Origin of the sequence: Pseudomonas sp. E6002 (assembly GCF_013385565.1) — a bacterium.
GTDB lineage: Bacteria > Pseudomonadota > Gammaproteobacteria > Pseudomonadales > Pseudomonadaceae > Aquipseudomonas.
This window is the reverse complement of sequence record NZ_JACAPT010000004.1, coordinates 1-17414: the sequence shown is the minus strand read 5'-3', so window position 1 is coordinate 17414 and position 17414 is coordinate 1. Positions and strand designations below refer to the sequence as shown.

At 61.4% G+C, this 17414-nt stretch carries 24 protein-coding genes; 18 read left to right on the top strand and 6 right to left on the bottom strand.

What is annotated here, in order from left to right; all coding sequences use genetic code 11:
* Positions 1 to 51: 51 nt before the first annotated feature.
* Positions 52 to 402 carry a hypothetical protein gene (locus tag HX815_RS04410; RefSeq protein ID WP_003212585.1) on the bottom strand — a complete coding sequence of 117 codons (351 nt, stop codon included), beginning with the start codon at positions 400 to 402 and terminating at the stop codon, positions 52 to 54.
* 212 nt (positions 403 to 614) lie between these two features.
* On the opposite strand from HX815_RS04410, the gene HX815_RS04405 reads away from it, so the two are divergent.
* The 5 genes from HX815_RS04405 to ada all read left to right on the top strand — a co-directional run bounded on the left by HX815_RS04405 (position 615) and on the right by ada (position 3703).
* Positions 615 to 917, top strand: a complete 303-nt coding sequence (locus HX815_RS04405; protein WP_003212586.1) for a DUF1883 domain-containing protein — start codon at positions 615 to 617, stop codon at positions 915 to 917.
* An 11-nt stretch (positions 918 to 928) separates the two neighbouring features.
* On the top strand, positions 929 to 1093 hold the full coding sequence (locus HX815_RS04400; protein WP_177019849.1) for a hypothetical protein: 165 nt from the start codon (positions 929 to 931) through the stop codon (positions 1091 to 1093).
* 82 nt (positions 1094 to 1175) lie between these two features.
* Positions 1176 to 1892, top strand: a complete 717-nt coding sequence (locus tag HX815_RS04395) for a 2OG-Fe(II) oxygenase (RefSeq protein ID WP_177027856.1) — start codon at positions 1176 to 1178, stop codon at positions 1890 to 1892.
* Complete coding sequence (gene alkB / locus HX815_RS04390) at positions 1882 to 2562, top strand: DNA oxidative demethylase AlkB (RefSeq protein ID WP_087693902.1); 681 nt, start codon at positions 1882 to 1884, stop codon at positions 2560 to 2562. Before HX815_RS04395 ends, alkB begins: the two co-directional genes overlap by 11 nt.
* 76 nt (positions 2563 to 2638) lie before the next feature.
* Positions 2639 to 3703, top strand: coding sequence for a bifunctional DNA-binding transcriptional regulator/O6-methylguanine-DNA methyltransferase Ada (gene ada / locus HX815_RS04385; protein WP_003212590.1), 1065 nt, complete (start codon positions 2639 to 2641; stop codon positions 3701 to 3703).
* A 6-nt stretch (positions 3704 to 3709) separates the two neighbouring features.
* On the opposite strand, the gene HX815_RS04380 is transcribed toward ada, so the two are convergent.
* Complete coding sequence (locus HX815_RS04380; protein WP_177027855.1) at positions 3710 to 4294, bottom strand: ABATE domain-containing protein; 585 nt, start codon at positions 4292 to 4294, stop codon at positions 3710 to 3712.
* A gap of 176 nt (positions 4295 to 4470) precedes the next feature.
* Here HX815_RS04380 and HX815_RS04375 point away from each other — a divergent pair, with 176 nt between their 5' ends.
* The 7 genes from HX815_RS04375 to HX815_RS04345 all read left to right on the top strand — a co-directional run bounded on the left by HX815_RS04375 (position 4471) and on the right by HX815_RS04345 (position 11079).
* The gene (locus tag HX815_RS04375) at positions 4471 to 5349 is read left to right on the top strand and encodes an alpha/beta fold hydrolase (protein ID WP_102604916.1); all 879 of its coding nucleotides are present in this window, start codon (positions 4471 to 4473) and stop codon (positions 5347 to 5349) included.
* A 110-nt stretch (positions 5350 to 5459) separates the two neighbouring features.
* Complete coding sequence (locus HX815_RS04370; protein WP_003212593.1) at positions 5460 to 6524, top strand: nitronate monooxygenase family protein; 1065 nt, start codon at positions 5460 to 5462, stop codon at positions 6522 to 6524.
* A gap of 119 nt (positions 6525 to 6643) precedes the next feature.
* Complete coding sequence (gene modA, locus HX815_RS04365; RefSeq protein ID WP_256344303.1) at positions 6644 to 7411, top strand: molybdate ABC transporter substrate-binding protein; 768 nt, start codon at positions 6644 to 6646, stop codon at positions 7409 to 7411.
* Positions 7412 to 8092, top strand: coding sequence for a molybdate ABC transporter permease subunit (gene modB / locus HX815_RS04360; protein ID WP_177027854.1), 681 nt, complete (start codon positions 7412 to 7414; stop codon positions 8090 to 8092). It abuts the gene before it with no gap.
* Positions 8092 to 9177 (top strand): molybdenum ABC transporter ATP-binding protein, encoded by a 1086-nt coding sequence (modC, locus tag HX815_RS04355; RefSeq protein WP_177027853.1) that lies wholly within the window; start codon positions 8092 to 8094, stop codon positions 9175 to 9177. The genes modB and modC overlap by 1 nt, the downstream gene beginning before the upstream one ends.
* 91 nt (positions 9178 to 9268) lie before the next feature.
* Positions 9269 to 10297 (top strand): DNA topoisomerase IB, encoded by a 1029-nt coding sequence (locus HX815_RS04350; protein ID WP_008432490.1) that lies wholly within the window; start codon positions 9269 to 9271, stop codon positions 10295 to 10297.
* A gap of 77 nt (positions 10298 to 10374) precedes the next feature.
* Positions 10375 to 11079, top strand: coding sequence for a YoaK family protein (locus HX815_RS04345; protein ID WP_003212598.1), 705 nt, complete (start codon positions 10375 to 10377; stop codon positions 11077 to 11079).
* Between the two features lie 141 nt (positions 11080 to 11220).
* On the opposite strand, the gene HX815_RS04340 is transcribed toward HX815_RS04345, so the two are convergent.
* Positions 11221 to 11574, bottom strand: a complete 354-nt coding sequence (locus tag HX815_RS04340; protein ID WP_087693907.1) for a hypothetical protein — start codon at positions 11572 to 11574, stop codon at positions 11221 to 11223.
* 109 nt (positions 11575 to 11683) lie between these two features.
* Here HX815_RS04340 and HX815_RS04335 point away from each other — a divergent pair, with 109 nt between their 5' ends.
* Positions 11684 to 11944 (top strand): hypothetical protein, encoded by a 261-nt coding sequence (locus tag HX815_RS04335; RefSeq protein WP_003212600.1) that lies wholly within the window; start codon positions 11684 to 11686, stop codon positions 11942 to 11944.
* 152 nt (positions 11945 to 12096) lie between these two features.
* Here HX815_RS04335 and HX815_RS04330 read toward each other — a convergent pair whose 3' ends face one another.
* The 3 genes from HX815_RS04330 to HX815_RS04320 form a co-directional block, all read right to left on the bottom strand.
* Positions 12097 to 12408 carry an AzlD domain-containing protein gene (locus HX815_RS04330; protein WP_008432487.1) on the bottom strand — a complete coding sequence of 104 codons (312 nt, stop codon included), beginning with the start codon at positions 12406 to 12408 and terminating at the stop codon, positions 12097 to 12099.
* Positions 12405 to 13100, bottom strand: a complete 696-nt coding sequence (locus tag HX815_RS04325) for an AzlC family ABC transporter permease (protein ID WP_003212602.1) — start codon at positions 13098 to 13100, stop codon at positions 12405 to 12407. Before HX815_RS04325 ends, HX815_RS04330 begins: the two co-directional genes overlap by 4 nt.
* A 72-nt stretch (positions 13101 to 13172) precedes the next feature.
* Positions 13173 to 13388 (bottom strand): hypothetical protein, encoded by a 216-nt coding sequence (locus tag HX815_RS04320; RefSeq protein ID WP_003212603.1) that lies wholly within the window; start codon positions 13386 to 13388, stop codon positions 13173 to 13175.
* 177 nt (positions 13389 to 13565) lie between these two features.
* Here HX815_RS04320 and HX815_RS04315 point away from each other — a divergent pair, with 177 nt between their 5' ends.
* The 5 genes from HX815_RS04315 to HX815_RS04295 all read left to right on the top strand — a co-directional run bounded on the left by HX815_RS04315 (position 13566) and on the right by HX815_RS04295 (position 17266).
* On the top strand, positions 13566 to 13922 hold the full coding sequence (locus HX815_RS04315) for a metalloregulator ArsR/SmtB family transcription factor (protein WP_003212604.1): 357 nt from the start codon (positions 13566 to 13568) through the stop codon (positions 13920 to 13922).
* Between the two features lie 18 nt (positions 13923 to 13940).
* The gene (locus tag HX815_RS04310; protein WP_003212605.1) at positions 13941 to 15224 is read left to right on the top strand and encodes an arsenic transporter; all 1284 of its coding nucleotides are present in this window, start codon (positions 13941 to 13943) and stop codon (positions 15222 to 15224) included.
* 13 nt (positions 15225 to 15237) lie between these two features.
* Positions 15238 to 15708 carry an arsenate reductase ArsC gene (locus tag HX815_RS04305; RefSeq protein ID WP_087693911.1) on the top strand — a complete coding sequence of 157 codons (471 nt, stop codon included), beginning with the start codon at positions 15238 to 15240 and terminating at the stop codon, positions 15706 to 15708.
* An 80-nt stretch (positions 15709 to 15788) separates the two neighbouring features.
* Positions 15789 to 16580, top strand: a complete 792-nt coding sequence (locus HX815_RS04300; protein WP_023658815.1) for an AraC family transcriptional regulator — start codon at positions 15789 to 15791, stop codon at positions 16578 to 16580.
* A gap of 74 nt (positions 16581 to 16654) precedes the next feature.
* Positions 16655 to 17266, top strand: a complete 612-nt coding sequence (locus HX815_RS04295; protein ID WP_177023094.1) for a LysE family transporter — start codon at positions 16655 to 16657, stop codon at positions 17264 to 17266.
* The last annotated feature ends 148 nt before the right edge of the window (positions 17267 to 17414 follow it).

Sequence of the window (17414 nt, the reverse complement as noted above, 5' to 3'; positions counted from 1 at the left end):
CGGCAGCAGGGTCGGGCTTCTTGATCGGATTCGAGGTGGGCGGCTAAAGACTCAGCCGGAAATGCACGCTTCCCCCGCAGCCTTCACGTCACCTGGACGAATAGGCACATTGGACATGCTCTCGTAGAGCTTGATACTGCTCCCGCTGGAGCGCTCTTCAATTTCAAAAATGGCCGACGGGTCGGCAGAAAACTTCTGCGGTACGATAACTTGAACACCATCCTTGTGAGGCTCGATCTGCGAAGGCCTGCGGGTTTTAGACAATTTCTGGACAACGCACGCCGCGTATTCCTGTGGTTTTTTCCCGGAGATCACTGCCAGCGTTGGTGGGGTCTGCTTGATATCCGCCACCGAAGCACATCCACCCAACGCCAGGGCCAGAACCAACACACTCCACTTCATATAAAAACCTCCGATAAAGACCCTACGACAGCGAAGAAGGTATTTTTCTCCCGCCCACGTAGGATTTATCCCTGATAACTCGGTAAATAACTGTTTTAAATTGTCGAAGTCGTCGACGACGGTCCGATAATAAACGTGCTGGGGCTGATAAACTCCATCTTAACCTACGTATCGTTCTGATTTTTCAGAAAAAGCCCTTCTGGAGACACCTTATGAAATTCATCCACCAGCGTGAGCACCTCAATGAAGGAGATATTGTCGTCATTGAATGCTCGCAAACCTGCAACATCCGCCTGATGAGCGATGCTAACTTTCGCAGCTTCAAGAACGGCGGCCGCCATACTTACCACGGCGGCGCGTTCGACAAGTTCCCGGCAAAAATCACTGCGCCCAGCACCGGGTTCTGGAACATCACCCTGGACGTCGTGACCCGCCGCGCCATCAGCGTGACCAAAAAGCCGACCTTGTCCCACAAGATCCGCATTGTGCGCCGCACCAATTCGAAACTGAGCTGACAGGAATGCCCGTGACTACCACCAAATATGTGATCAAGTACAAACTCAACGGTGAGCGCCGCTTCGAGTTCGCCCAACTGCAAGCAGGCAGCGTGGAGGAAGCCAAGGAAGCCCTGGAGAAAATCCACGATGCCAGCGATGAGATTACCGACATCAATGTGAGCAAGGCGCTGTAATTCGAGCGCAAGCATCGGAGTGTTCTGACGCTGACGACTTTCTAGACTGGCAGCCCTAATGCGCTGCCACAGGAACTTGTCGATGCCTTCCACTCCACTGCATGAACGCCTGGCCAAGCTGGACTGGGCCGCCATCGAGCAAGCCCTTGATGAACAGGGTAACGCACTGATTCCGGCCCTGCTGGATCAGCAGGAATGCGCTGAACTGAGCGGCCACTACCCCCGACCCGAACTGTTTCGCTCCCATGTGATGATGGCCAGGCACGGCTTTGGCCGGGGCGAATACAAATATTTCCGCTACCCGCTGCCAGCGCCGATCCGCGCGCTGCGTGAACAGCTGTATGGGTTCCTGGCGCCCCAGGCCAATCGCTGGAACGAACAGATGAACCTGCCGATCACCTATCCGGTGCACCATGCCGACTTCATTGCCCGCTGCCACGCTGCCGGGCAGCAACGCCCTACCCCGTTATTGCTGCAATACGGCCCAGGCGACTACAACTGCCTGCATCAGGATCTGTACGGGGAACATGTGTTTCCCCTACAAGTTGCCATCCTGTTGTCGCAGCCGGGAGAGGACTTTCGTGGCGGGGAGTTGGTGCTGACGGAGCAGCGGCCAAGAATGCAATCCCGGGCTCAGGTCGTCCCTCTTAACCAGGGTGACGCGGTAATCTTCGCGGTCAATCAGCGACCCATGCCGAGTGTGAGGGGGTTTCATCGGGTGACCTTGCGCCATGGGGTCAGTGTTCTGCACAGTGGTACTCGGCATACCTTGGGAGTGATTTTTCACGATGCGCAGTAAGACCCTTCCCGGATCAACCGCCGATTTGTTCGCCGATGAGGCGCTGCAACAGCCCCCGGGGCGCGAGCAAATCGGTGAACAATCCTACGTCCTCAGGGGCTATGCCCTGCCCTGGGTCGAGCGTTTGCTACCGGAGCTGCGACGGGTATTGGCTCAATCGCCCTTCCGGCAAATGGTCACGCCCGGTGGTTTTACCATGTCGGCGGCGTTAAGCAGTTGCGGTGACTTGGGCTGGACGACCGACTCCACCGGTTATCGCTACTCCCCTATTGACCCGAATAACCAACAACCCTGGCCAGCCCTGCCGGCCGCATTGCGCGAACTGGCCGTGATGGCGGCAGCAGATGCAGGTTTCGACGATTTCGAGCCGGATGCCTGCTTGATCAACCGCTATGTGCCAGGCGCGAAAATGTCCCTGCACCAGGACAAGAACGAGCGGCGCTATGCCGCCCCGGTGGTCTCGGTGTCATTGGGTTTACCGGCGATCTTCCTGTTCGGCGGCCATGAGCGCAGCGACAAGACGCAAAAAGTCTCGCTGTTCCATGGCGACGTAGTGGTATGGGGCGGCGTGGACCGCCTGCGCTTTCACGGCGTGATGCCGATCAAGCCCGGCACGCATCCGGTCATGGGGCCGCAGCGCATCAACCTGACGTTTCGCACGGCCGGATGAATTTGACCGCAAGCATCGGAGTGATGGGAATGCCCCACGGGACTAACCTGGCATTCTTCAACCAGGAGCCACCACCATGACCGCGCGCCACGCCACCGAACAAGACCCCCGCTGGGCCGCGATTGTCGCCCGTGACGCCAAGGCCGACTTGACCTTCGTCTATGGTGTGAAAACCACCGGTGTGTACTGTCGCCCCAGCAGTTCCGCGCGGCGGCCGCGCCCGGAGAACGTCGAGTTCTTCGACACCCCGCAACAGGCTGAAGCGGCGGGCTACCGGCCCAACAAGCGCGCGTCGGGGGACCAGACCCAGGTGGCCGCACGCCATGCGCAACTGGTGGCAGCGGCCTGTCGGCACATCGAACAGGCCGAAACCCTGCCGCCCCTTGAAGATCTGGCCGCCCTCGCCGGCTTGAGCCCGTTCCATTTTCATCGGGTGTTCAAGGCGGTGACCGGCCTGACGCCCAAGCGCTACGGCAGCGCTCATCGCTCGCGCAAGGTGCGCGACGGCCTCAAGGACCAGCACTCGGTGACCAATGCGCTGTACGACGCCGGCTTCAATTCCAACAGCCGCTTTTATGAGGCTGCCGACCAATTGCTCGGCATGAAGCCCCGCGACTACAAAGCCGGCGGCACCAACACGGATATTCGCTTTGCCGTTGGCCAATGCTCGTTGGGCGCCATTCTGGTGGCCCAGAGCAATCGCGGTGTGTGCGCGATCCTGCTGGGGGATGACCCGGACAAACTGGTGCGCGACCTGCAGGACCAGTTTCCCCGCGCCAATCTGCTGGGTGCCGATCACGACTTCGAACAATTGATCGCCCAGGTGGTGGGCTTTATCGAAGCGCCGGCCCTGGGCCTGGACTTGCCCCTGGACTTGCGCGGCACTGCGTTTCAGGAACGCGTGTGGCAAGCCTTGCGGGAAATCCCGGTGGGGTGCACCGCCAGCTACGCCGAGATCGCCCAGCGCATCGGCGCGCCGACCGCCTATCGCGCCGTGGCCCAGGCGTGTGGTGCCAACAGCCTGGCGGTGGCGATTCCCTGCCATCGCGTGGTGCGCGCCGACGGCAATCTGTCGGGCTACCGCTGGGGTGTCGAGCGCAAGCGGCAGTTGCTGGAGCGCGAAAGCCCGGCAGAATCCTGAGGACGTCTACACCAGTTTGCGCTTGCGAAACTCGGCCACCTTATGCCGATTGCCACACAGCGCCATGCTGCACCAGCGGCGCTTGTGGCCCTTGGTGCGGTCGTAGAACCACAGCACGCACTCGGGATGTTCGCAGGTGCGGATCAGGCCGAAATCCCCTTCCACCAGTAACGTCGCGGCGGCCTCGGCAATCGGCGCCAGGAACTGCTCGGCAGTCTGCACCTTGCGCTGGCGCTCCAGCCGCAACTCGCCAGGCGCCGGCCAAGCCAGTTGCGGGTGACTGACCGCCTTGCGCAGGAACGCATTCAGCGCGCCGGGATCGCCCTGCTGGCCGGCCTTGCGCTGTTCCAGTAACACGCGGATCACTTCCCGCAATCCCCGCGCCGCGTCCAGCAGTGCCCCCTCCTCAAATACCGGTACTGCGCCCTCCTCGGCCCAGCCAAGCCGCACCAGCCAGCGCTCGACATCGGCATCGCCTTGCCAGAATTCAAAGGGCACACCGTCGACATTCGCCCGGGTATTGAGCATGTCCAGCACGGGATGATCAGCCAGGACGTAGGGTTCCAATGGGGATGGGGTGATGGCGGGCATGGCGAATCCTCTTCAAGTCCGCGCCATCGTAACCGCTGATTTCGCTTTTGAATAGTTACTAAATTCGTCAATCAGTAACCCATTAAATTAATTTGACAGGTTACATTTTCAAGTGCAGCCTGCAAAACCAGTAACCCAACAAATCAATTTAACCAGTTACAAAGAGGACTACGATCATGTCGATTTCAGCCCCGGTTGTTCGCTATCAGCACGTTGATGCCGATGGTGTGCGCATTTTCTACCGTGAAGCCGGCGACCCCTCCGCGCCGGTGTTGTTGCTGCTGCATGGCTTTCCCAGTTCGTCCCATATGTACCGTGACCTGATCCCGCTGCTTGCCACCCGTTACCGGATCATCGCCCCGGACTTGCCAGGCTTCGGCTTCACTGAAGTCCCCGCCGAACGTAATTACCACTACAGCTTCGATAACCTGGCGATCACCGTTGGCCACTTCGTCGACGCCCTGAACCTCAGTCGCTATGCCCTCTATGTGTTCGACTACGGCGCACCGGTGGGCCTGCGCCTCGCCGTGGCCCACCCGGAACGGGTCAGCGCGCTGATATCGCAAAACGGCAATGCTTACCTGGAAGGTTTGGGTGACGCCTGGGATCCGATCCGGGCCTACTGGGCCGAGCCGAGCCAGGCCAATCGCGAGGTGATCCGCAACGCGGTCATCAGCCTGGAAGGCACGCGTTATCAGTACCTGCATGGCGTGTCGCAACCGGAGCTGGTGGCGCCGGAGTCCTACATGCTCGACGTGCTCCTGATGCAGCGTCCCGGCAATGACGAGATCCAGTTGGACCTGTTCCTCGACTACCGCAACAACCTGACGCTGTACCCGGCGTTCCAGGCGTTTTTCAAGGCCACGCAAGTGCCGGCGCTGGTGATCTGGGGCCAGAACGATCCCTTCTTCATCCCGCCGGGCGCCCATGCCTACAAAGGCGACAACCCCAACGCCGTGGTGGAATTACTCGACACCGGCCACTTCGCCCTGGAAACCCACGCCGCGCACATTGCCCAACGGATTCATGCAGTACTGGGCGACGCCATCAACTGATAACCGCCCATGAAACACTGGATTCGTCCAGTGAATAATACAGACTGGCCTGGTGCTGCCTGGCCCTGCTAAAACGACGGAACAGCATTCCACCGTTGGAGAAGCGTCCCATGAGCACCTGGCCAGACACCCGAATTCTTGACCTGCTGGGCATCGAGTTACCGATCATTCAGGCGCCCATGGCCAATGCCACGAGCACGGCTATGGTGATTGCGGCCAATCAGGCCGGCGCCCTCGGTTCAATGCCGGCGGCGGCGCTCAGCATCGAGCAACTGCGCGAAGCACTCACCACGATTCGCCAGGCCAGTTCGCGGCCGCTGAACGTAAATTTCTTCTGCCATCAGCCACCGACGCCGGATGCTCACCGCGACCTTCAGTGGAAGAACCTGCTGGAAACCTACTACCGCGAGCTGGGCGCCGATTTTGACGCGCCGACGCCCGTCTCCAACCGCGCACCGTTCAACAACGCCGCCTGTGAAGTGGTGGAAGAATTCCGCCCGGAAGTGGTGAGCTTTCACTTCGGCCTGCCGGAAAAATCCCTGCTGGACCGGGTCAAGGCCACCGGGGCGAAAGTGCTGTCGTCGGCTACCACCGTCGAAGAAGCCATCTGGCTGGAACAGCACGGCTGCGATGCAATCATCGCCATGGGCAGCGAAGCCGGTGGCCATCGCGGGATGTTCCTCAGCGACGACCTGAATAGCCAGATCGGCACCATGGCCCTGGTGCCACAGGTTGTCGATGCCGTGCGCGTGCCGGTGATTGCGGCCGGCGGCATCGGGGATGCCAGGGGCATTGTCGCGGCCTTCGCCCTTGGCGCGTCAGCGGTGCAGATTGGCACCGCGTACCTGTTTACCCCCGAGGCCACCGTCTCGAAGTCACACCACCACGCCTTGCGCACTGCCCAGGCCAGTGAAACCGCGCTGACCAACCTGTTCACCGGGCGCCCGGCGCGGGGCATCATCAACCGCGTAATGCGTGAGTTGGGCGCGATCAACCCCACGGCGCCGGCGTTCCCGCTGTCCGGCGGTGCGTTGATGCCGCTCAAGGCCAAGGACGAAGCCGGCTTCAGCAACTTGTGGTCGGGCCAGGCGCTGCGCCTCGGCAAAGACATCTCCAGCTATGACCTGACGCTCGAACTGGCCGCGCAAACCCTGGAAAAACTCGGCCGACGCTGAACCTGAACTCCCGGGACAACTTTGCGCTGTACCGGCAGTGGCCAACCGCTATATATTCCCATACATAGCGGTAGTCCCCTTCTGCCTATAACAAGCCGCAAACCCCAAGGAGCTTCTTGATGATGATTCGCGCCTCACGCCTGGCCCCCACGGCCCTCGCTACCCTGATCGCCGCGTTTGGCTTCTCCTCGGCGAATGCCGATGAAGTACAGGTGGCCGTGGCTGCCAACTTCACCGCACCGATCCAGGCGATTGCCGCCGACTTTGAAAAAGACACCGGCCATAAACTGGTCGCTGCCTACGGCGCTACCGGCCAGTTCTACACCCAGATCAAGAACGGCGCGCCGTTTGAAGTGTTCCTCAGCGCCGACGACACCACCCCGCAGAAGCTCGAAGCCGAAGGCGACACCGTCAAGGGCTCGCGCTTCACCTACGCGGTCGGCACCCTGGCACTGTGGTCGGCCAAGGAAGGCTACGTCGATGGCAAGGGCGAAGTGCTGAAGAAAAACCAGTTCCAGCACCTGTCCATCGCCAACCCGAAAGCCGCGCCTTATGGCCTGGCCGCCACCCAGGTGCTGGCGAAGGAAGGCCTGACCGAGAAGGTCAAGGACAAGCTCGTTGAAGGCCAGAACATCACCCAGGCCTATCAGTTCGTCTCCACCGGCAACGCCGAACTGGGTTTTGTAGCGCTGTCGCAGATCTACAAGGACGGCAAAGTCACCAGCGGTTCGGCCTGGATCGTACCGTCTTCGATGCATGACCCGATCAAGCAGGACGCGGTAATCCTCAACAAGGGCAAGGACAGCGCCGCCGCCAAGGCCCTGGTTGAATACCTCAAGGGTCCGAAAGCCGCCGCGGTGATCAAGTCCTACGGTTACGAGCTGTAAATGCCGCTGTCGAGTGCCGATTTTTCCGCGATCTGGTTGACCCTGAAACTGGCATCGCTGACCACGGTCATCCTGCTGGTCATCGGCACTCCGATAGCCCTGTGGCTGTCGCGCACCCGCTCGTGGTGGCGCGGCCCCATTGGCGCGGTGGTGGCCTTGCCGTTGGTGTTGCCACCCACGGTGATCGGCTTCTACCTGCTGCTGACCATGGGCCCCAATGGCTACTTCGGCCAGTTCACCCAATGGCTGGGCCTGGGCACCCTGACCTTCAGCTTCGCCGGGTTGGTGATTGGCTCGGTGATCTATTCGATGCCGTTCGTGGTGCAGCCGTTGCAAAACGCCTTCTCCGCCATCGGCACTCGCCCGCTGGAAGTGGCCGCGACCTTGCGGGCCAATCCCTGGGACACCTTTTTCACGGTGATCCTGCCCCTGGCGCGCCCAGGGTTTATCACCGCGTCGATTCTCGGTTTTGCCCACACCGTCGGCGAGTTCGGCGTGGTACTGATGATCGGCGGCAATATTCCCAACAAGACCCGGGTCGTCTCGGTGCAGATCTACGACCACGTCGAAGCCATGGAATATGCCCAGGCCCACTGGCTGGCCGGGTCCATGGTGGTGTTTTCTTTCCTGGTGTTGCTGGCGCTCTACTCCAGCCGTAAAACCAAGGCGGGCTGGAGCTGATGTCGATGATCGAGGTACGCCTGCAACTGAAGTATTCCGGGTTTGCCCTGGACGTCGACCTGCACCTGCCCGGTCGCGGGGTGACGGCGCTGTACGGCCATTCCGGCTCCGGCAAGACCACCTGCCTGCGTTGCATCGCCGGGCTGGAGCGGGCTGAAGAGGGTTTCGTGCAGATCAACGACGAGGTCTGGCAAGACAGCCGCAAAGGACTGTTCGTGCCACCCCACAAACGCGCCCTGGGCTACGTGTTTCAAGAAGCCAGCCTGTTCCCGCATTTGTCGGTGCTGGCCAACTTGGAGTTCGGCCTCAAGCGCATCCCGCGCCAGCAACGCCGGGTGGAGATGAGCCACGCCACCGAACTATTGGGCATCGGCCACCTGCTGGAGCGCCATCCGCAGCACCTTTCCGGCGGTGAGCGCCAGCGCATCGGCATCGCCCGCGCCCTGCTCACCAGCCCGAGCCTGTTGCTGATGGATGAACCGTTGGCCGCGCTGGACAGCAAACGCAAAAGCGAGATCCTGCCGTATCTCGAACGCCTGCATGACGAACTGGAGATTCCGGTGCTGTACGTCAGCCATGCCCAGGACGAAGTGGCGCGCCTGGCTGATCACATCGTGTTGCTCAGCGACGGCAAGGCCCTGGCCAGCGGTCCCATCGGCGAAACCCTGGCCCGGCTGGACCTGCCCATGGCCCTGGGCGACGACGCCGGTGTGGTGATCAACGGCACCGTCAGCGCCTACGACGCGCACTACCAGTTGCTCACCCTGCAATTGCCCGCGAGCCAATTGCAGATGCGCGTGGCCCATGCACCATTGGCGCTGGGCAAACCGTTGCGTTTCAAGATCCAGGCGCGGGACGTCAGCTTGAGCCTGCAGGCCGAGGAACACAGCAGCATCCTCAATCGCCTGCCGGTGACGGTGACCGAGGAAATCCCGGCGGACAACGCAGCCCACGTGCTGGTAAGCCTGGACGCGGCCGGCACGCCGCTGCTGGCGCGCATCACCCGTTACTCGCGGGACCAGTTGCAGCTGCATCCCGGCCAGACGCTGTGGGCGCAAATCAAGGCGGTGGCGGTACTGGCCTGACTGCCCGACAGCTGCTATGGGGGAGCAAACTTGTTGGCACGACCGCAAAACCCTGCGGTCAATCAGAAATACCTGCCAAGGAATTTGCGCCATGCCCGATCCTGCGTTGCTTGCCGACCTGCCCCGCGACCTGCATTACGTCGACGATACCCAGCCCGGGATCTCCCGCAAAAAGCTGCGGGGCAAATTCCAATACTTCAAGGCCGACGGCACACGCATAACCGATGCCGACGAAATCAAACGCATCAACGCACTGGCAGTGCCGCCGGCCTATACCGATGTGTGGATCTGCGCCGACCCGCGCGGCCATCTGCAGGCCACCGGGCGGGATGCCCGGGGGCGCAAGCAGTACCGCTACCACCCGCGCTGGCGCGAGGTGCGCGACACCGACAAATACTCCCGGCTGCAACAGTTCGGCAGCGCGCTGCCCAAGTTGCGCAAACAGTTGGAAGCACAGATCGAGGCGCCCGGGTTCAATCGGGAAAAGGTCCTGGCCACGGTGGTGCTGCTGCTCGACGCCACCCTGATCCGCGTCGGCAATACCCAATATGCCCGCGACAACCGCTCCTACGGCCTGACCACCCTGCGCACCCGCCATGTGGATATCAAGGGCAGTGAGATCCTGTTCCAGTTTCGCGGCAAGAGCGGCATCGAGCACCAGATCAGCGTCAAGGACCGGCGCCTGGCCACGGTGATCAAGCGTTGCCTGGAGTTGCCGGGGCAGAACCTGTTCCAGTACCTGGACGAGAACGGCGAGCGCCATACCGTCAGTTCCACCGATGTGAATGCCTACCTGCACACCCTGACCGGCGCGGATTTTACCGCCAAGGACTACCGCACCTGGGCCGGCAGCGCCCTGGCGCTGGCAGTGCTGCGCGAGCTTGAGTGGCAGCCGGAATCCGACGCCAAGAAACATGTGGTGGAGATGGTCAAGAACGTTGCCAAGCAACTGGGCAACACGCCGGCGGTGTGTCGCAAGTGCTACATCCACCCGGCGGTGCTGGAGCATTTCAGCCTGGGCGAACTGGCGAAACTGCCCAAGCCCCGAGTGCGCAAAGGCTTGAAAGCCGAGGAAGTCGGGCTGGCGATGTTTCTGGAGCAACTGGCCGAACGCCTGTAAGTGCGCCAAGTCATTGCAGCGGAGCACGAAGCGCCCTACGGTAGTGGCCGGATAATCTCACCGAGGAACCCGGCCCCATGCTGCCTTCATCCCTGAAGCCCTACACCAACGCCGCCTTGCTGCATCGCCACAAATGGCGCGGGCGTGTCGGGTTGCTGCTGGTGGCCAGCCTTTCCGTGCTGGCGGGCATGACCGATGCGATTGGTTTCATGGCCAGCGGGGATTTTGTGTCGTTCATGAGCGGCAACACCACGCGCCTCGCCGTGGCGATCAGCGAAGGCGACCTGGGCCTTACCGGGCGCCTGACGTTGCTGGTGGCGACGTTTATCGCCGGGAATGCGCTGGGCGTGATGGTCAGCCGCGTCAGCCGGCGCCACGCCCTGCCCCTGTTGCTGTGCATCGCCACCCTGCTGTGCGGGGCTGCGGCCTGGCCGTTCGCCGATCAATTGCCGGCGTTGCTGGCAGCGATCATCGCCATGGGCATGCTGAATGCCGCCGTCGAAGAAGTGAACGGGTTGCCCGTGGGGCTTACCTATGTCACCGGGGCGCTGTCACGCTTTGGTCGCGGGCTGGGCCGCTGGATGCTCGGTGAACGCCGCAACGGCTGGCGCGTGCAACTGATCCCGTGGGCCGGGATGTTTGTGGGTGCGGTGATCGGTGCGTTGCTGGAGCACCACATGGGGATTCGTGCGCTGCTGGTCAGCGGGGTGCTGTCGGCGCTGTTGGGGCTGGTGTCGCTGAAGATTCCGCGGCGCTGGCACCTGGGGTACATGCCCCGCTAGAAAACAGTTGCCCTCCCGACGCTCCGGCCTCGACATCCCTGTACCGGTAAAGAGCCGTCACGCCGGGTGAGCGGGAAAATACTAAAACAATGCCTGCGGGACTGTCCGCAGGGCATTTCTGAACTTTTCTAACGGAATGGATTACAGGCAGGTCGCCAGTGCCGCCAGGCGGCGCTTGGCCGGATAGTCATCCTGGGCCGCGTAATAGTTGACGGAGGCGCCGGCGCCGGCACTGCGCACGTCGACAAAATAGTCACCTGCCGTGGTGTAGATGGTGAAGCCACCAGCCTGTGCAGGCTCCATGAAACCACCGGCATCCACCCCGAACACCGCTTCATCCTGCCAGCCGAACTGGATGCACTGGGCAACCACCAGCGGAGCCTTGTCCGAGGCCAGGGTTTTGTAGGGCGCGCCGGTACGCGCCTCTTTCATCTTCGAGCCCGCGCAACCGGCCAGCGATGCCAGGACCAAAGCGCCAATTACCACCATCCGCATACCGAAGCTTCCTTGGAAAAAACGCGACTGTACCATTAGCAGGCGACACCGAAGGATTATTGCGTCACCCTGCCGCCTACTTACGAACCCGCTTTTACCCGGAAACCCCATGACACCCAATGCCGAGCGCTACAACCCCTCCACCGACTACGCCGACAAGCTGATCAGCCGCATCGGCCAGACGCCTTCGTGGATCGCCAAACGCATCGGCGTGACCGACAAGCGCATCCGCTACATCCTTGACGGCGAGCGCACCGTGAAGGGCGAAAGCACCCCGATCCAGATGACCTACACCGAGCAGTTTGCCCTGGAATGCCTGGCGGCCGAGGCGAAAGCCAACAAGAAAGCCGCCGCCCCGGTTATCGAATAGCTGACAGATTCATGAACTTTGTTTCACTGTGAAGGAAGACCTCGCCGCCTATAGTCGGCAGGCTCATTTTTAAGAAGTCTCCCTTCCAGCCTGCCCTCCCGCAGGCTTTTTTTTGCCTTGGTTTTGCTCCCCCCGTAGCAGGAGTTTGTTGGTCAGAGCAGCCAGCGGAACAGATAGAACAGCGCCATGCTCAGCAACACGGTGATCAGCACGCTACGGGTCCAGAACATCAACGCCACGGCGCTGATTCCGGCCAGCAGGTAGGGGTTGCCCACACTCAGGTTGAGCTTGTGATCAGCCAGGAAAATGATCGGGCCGCAGATGGCGGTGAGCATCCCCGGTACGGCAAACCCGAGAAACTCCCGCGCCCCGCGATTGAGGCGCACCGGCAGGCGCGGCTCGAGAAACAGGTAGCGGTTGAGAAACACGATCAGGCCCATGCCAAAAATCATCACGAAGATCATTGCTGCCCTACTCCCAGCCGCTTGCAGGCAAACCCTGCGCTCATCCCCAACACACCGGACACCACCACCGCCGATTCCCAGTGCAGGTAGCTCAGCCAAACCGAGCACAGCAACGACACGGCTACGCAGACGATGGTCGGCACGTCGCGCACTACCGGGGTGATCAGGGCGATAAAGGTCGCTGCGATCGAGAATTCCAGGCCCAGTTGATCCAGCCCGGGAATGCTTTTGCCGAGCACGATGCCGGCGAAGGTAAAGACGTTCCAGATGATATAGAACGTCAGGCCGACGCCCAGGGCGTACCAGCGATTGAAGGTCTGGCGGTCGTACTGGCTGACCAGGGCGAAGAATTCGTCGGTCAGCAAAAAGCCCAGGCTCATGCGCCACCTTGGCTTGAGCGGCGACAGCGTGGGACGCATGTGCATGCCGTAGAGCAAATGCTGGGAGGTCAGCAGCAAGGTGGTCAGCAGGATCGAAATCAGGCTGGCGCCGCTCTTGACCATGCCGATGGCCACCAATTGTGCGGCACCGGCAAACACGATGGTCGACAGCCCCTGGGCTTCCAGCGGCGTGAATTGGGCATCAATTGCAGTCGAACCGGCCAGCAATCCCCACGGCGCACACGCCAGGGACAATGGAATGATCGCAATCGCGCCACGGGAAAAGGCGTTCAGAGGCAGAGCGTTAGGCATACACAACAAGCTCATCGACAGTCAGTCGACAAGCATGCCAGCGGTATCAGGGATTGTCTTGAACGATCGTGCTCAAGCCAGTTTGACCGACACCCGCTCCACCGCGTCCCGGGCTTCGCGCAGTTCGTGGGCGTCCTGGTTGAGCCGGTGGATGGTATTGAGCAGGCGCTGGCGCAGCACTTCATCGCTGAGCTTTTCGACGGCGCGCATCAGGTCAAAGGCCGCGGTTTCGTTATTGTCCGCGACGGAATCCAGGGTCTTGCGCAGGTTGCGAGTGGCACGGGTCACACGTTTTCTTCCTTCATCACCAATGGGCAGGCACTTTAGGACATTTGTGTTTCAGTTTAATTTCAACCACTTGTCATCGATTGTCGGGCACTTGACGCAGGTCAATCGAAACAAGGTTTGACCAATACATATGGAAATCCGTATATTCGTATTTCCATATATATCAAGGCACTGACCATGTCAGATCTTTTCTCCCCGCCCAACGTCTTCAAATGCCTGGCCGACGCCACCCGCGCCAGGCTGACGTTGTTGATCCTGCGTGAAGGCGAACTTTGCGTGTGCGAATTGATCCATGCTCTGGACGACAGCCAGCCGAAAATCTCCCGCCACCTGGCGCAACTGCGCAGTTGCGGGTTGCTGCTGGACCGTCGCCAGGGCCAGTGGATTTATTACCGCCTCAACCCGGCCTTGCCGGAGTGGGTGACGGCAGTGCTCGACACCACCCTGCAAGCCAACCAAGCCTGGTTAAAAACAGACGCCCAGCGTCTGGAAACCATGGGTGACCGACCACAACGGGCCAGCGCCTGCTGCTGATCCTGCGGAGAGCTTTTCATGCTTGTAGCCGTTGCTATCTTTCTGTTCACCATCATTTTGGTCATCTGGCAGCCCAAGGGCCTGGGCGTGGGCTGGAGCGCCACGATGGGTGCGATCCTGGCCCTGGCCTGTGGGGTTATCAGCCTGGCCGACATCCCGGTGGTGTGGCACATCATCTGGAACGCCACCGGGACCTTCGTCGCGCTGATCGTCATCAGCCTGCTGCTGGATGAGGCGGGCTTCTTCGCCTGGGCTGCCTTGCATGTGGCGCGCTGGGGCCGTGGGCGCGGTCGGCGACTGTTCGCGTACATGGTGCTGCTGGGCGCGCTGGTATCGGCTTTGTTCGCCAACGACGGCGCGGCGCTGATCCTCACGCCCATCGTGATGTCGATGCTGTTGGCGTTGCGCTTTTCCCCGGCAGCCACCCTGGCGTTCGTCATGGGCGCCGGGTTTATCGCCGACACCGCGAGCCTGCCGCTGGTGGTCTCCAACCTGGTGAACATCGTCTCGGCCGACTATTTCAAGATCGGCTTCAACGAATACGCTGCAGTGATGGTGCCGGTAAACCTAGTGAGCGTCGCCGCGACCCTCGCCGTATTGCTGTGGTTTTTCCGCCGGGACATTCCGCAAACCTACGACCCGGCCGACCTCGATGACCCCGCCAGTGCGATCCACGACCGCGCCACCTTCCGCGCCGGCTGGTGGGTGCTGGGCATCCTGCTGGTGGGCTGCTTTGCCCTGGAACCGCTGGGCATTCCCATCAGTGCAATTTCTGCCGCCTGCGCCATATTACTGCTGGTGATCGCCGCCAAGGGCCACAAAATCTCCACCCGCAAGGTGCTGAAGGAAGCGCCCTGGCAGATCGTGATTTTCTCCCTGGGCATGTACCTGGTGGTCTACGGCCTGCGTAATGCCGGGCTGACCGACTACCTCGCGACCTGGCTCGACACCTTCGCAAGCTATGGCGTATGGGGCGCGGCCTTGGGCACCGGTGTACTCACCGCGCTGCTGTCTTCGGCGATGAACAACCTGCCAACCGTGCTGATCGGCGCGCTCTCCATCGAGGCCAGCCACGCCGTGGGCGTGGTCAAGGACGCGATGATCTACGCCAACGTGATCGGCAGCGACCTCGGCCCCAAAATCACCCCTATCGGCAGCCTGGCGACCTTGCTCTGGCTGCACATCCTGGCACGCAAAGGCATCACCATCACCTGGGGTTACTACTTCAAGGTCGGGATCGTGCTGACCCTGCCGGTACTGTTGATCACCCTCGCCGCCCTGGCCTTGCGCCTGAGTTTCTGACGGAGTTCGCTTGATGAAAGTCCTGTTCATGTGCACCGCCAACAGCTGCCGCAGCATTCTTTCGGAAGCCTTGTTCAACCATCTGGCGCCGGACGGTTTCCAGGCCATCAGCTCCGGGAGTTTCCCCAAGGGCCAGGTGCTGCCACGCAGCCTGACCACGCTGAAGGCCGCCGGCATCAGCACCGAAGGCTTGTACAGCAAGGGCAACGACGCCTTTGAAGGCAGCCCGCCGGACATCGTCGTCACCGTGTGCGACAAGGCTGCTGGAGAAGCTTGCCCAGTGTATTTCGGCCCGGCCATGAAGGCACATTGGGGGTTGGAGGACCCGTCGGATGTTCAAGGCGATGAAGCCCAGGTCGACGCCGCGTTCCGCGCCACCCTGGAAATCATTGAACGGCGCTGCCGGGCTTTTTTCGAGATTCCGTTCGCCAGCCTCAGTCCCATCGAAATCAAGGCCGAGCTTGATCGCATCGCCACGCCGTAACCGAAGAGCCGGGCGAGTAGTCGATCTGAAGGTCTTTTCCGGCGTATGCTCGCGGGCAACGGTCACAGCGAGCCCCCTCAATGAGTTCCATGCAGCACGCCTGGCTGGGCAACTACGAAGTCAGCAGCACCGCCTGCACCGGCCTGACATTTGCCCGCCACAGCCATGATGAATGCGTGATCGGCGTCAACCTGCTCGGCGAGGAACAGGTGTGGCTGGATCGTCGCACCTTCGAGGCCGGCCCCGGCAGCATCACCCTCTACAACCCGGGGCAGATTCAAGGCGGAGGCGCGGCCGAAGGGCAGCCGTGGCGGTTTGTCAGCTTGTATGCGACTGCCGAGCAATTGGCGGCTGATCTGGGCCTGGCGCACCTGGAGTTCGACCGTTCGCTGTGCTTCCAGCCGGCGTTGGCGATGAAACTCGCCGGGGCGATTGAAGGTGCGTTGAGTGTCGATCCGCTGGCCCGGGAGCTGAGTGAGGAAGCCCTGGTGGTGCTGCTCGGCGAAGTCGTCGGTTGCAGCGGCGTCCGCTTGCCTGGCAGCACTGCGGTGGGACGCGGGTTGGTGATCAAGGCCCAGGAATTGCTGGCTGAAAACCTGCACCAGGCGGTGGCACTCGAGACCCTTGGTGACGAGTTGGGCCTGTCGAAATTCCATCTTCTGCGGGCTTTTCAGAAAGAAACCGGGCTGAGTCCACGCCAGTGGGCGATGCAACTGCGTACCCGGCGCGCCAAGGGGCTGTTGCGCTCAGGCGTTGCGGCGTCGCAGGTTGCCCATGCCTTGGGGTTTGCTGACCAGAGCCATCTGAATCGGCATTTCCGGGCGGCCTACGGGATCACACCGGGGCGCTATCAACGCGTGCTCAAGGGCTGAAAAGCGCAATCTGGTTCAAGACGACTTACACACCCTTCCCTAAAATGCCGGCCATCACTTGAAGGAAGGCAGGCATGTTGACGATCTTTTTTTCGGCGCTGGTGTTTGGGTTTGTGTTTTGCCTGTCGCCGGGGGCGGTGCTGGCGGAGACGCTGCGCCGTGGGCTGCTGCATGGGTTTACCCCTGCGCTGTTGGTGCAGATCGGTTCGCTGGTGGGCGATGCCGTGTGGGCGGTGATCGGGCTTACGGGCATGGCGTTGTTGATCCAGCATGAGTCGGTGCGGGTGCCGCTGACGGCCGTTTGTGGGCTGTATCTGGCCTGGCTCGGGATTCGCAGCCTGATGGATGCCTGGCACTTGCCAGAGGCCGGGAGTGCGCCGGCCAGGTCCGGGCAGAATGCGCTGGTGGTGGGGGCGGCGATTTCCCTGGCCAATCCGAAGAACATTGTCTATTGGGGGGCGCTGGGGAGTGCGTTATCGGGGATAGTCGGGGCGGCGCCTAGCCATGGGCAGACGTTGATGTTTTTTGCGGGGTTTATGCTGGCGTCGGTGTTGTCGTGCTTTTTGATTGCGGGGTTGGTCAACTTGCTGCGGCGGAATGCTTCGCCCATGTGGCAGAGGGTTAGCTATGGGGCTTGTGGGGTGGTGCTGCTGTATCTGGCGATGTTGGCGTTGCGGGGGATTTGAGGGGGCATATCCGTTATTTGGGTAACGGCGGCCTATGGTTCCGCTCTTACAGCGGCTCACTTTTGAAAAGCGCAAAAGTAAGCAAAACGCTCTTGCCCCACCACTCGGCTCCTCGCTTAGGCTCGGAGTGCCCTCACTCCGGCTTTGG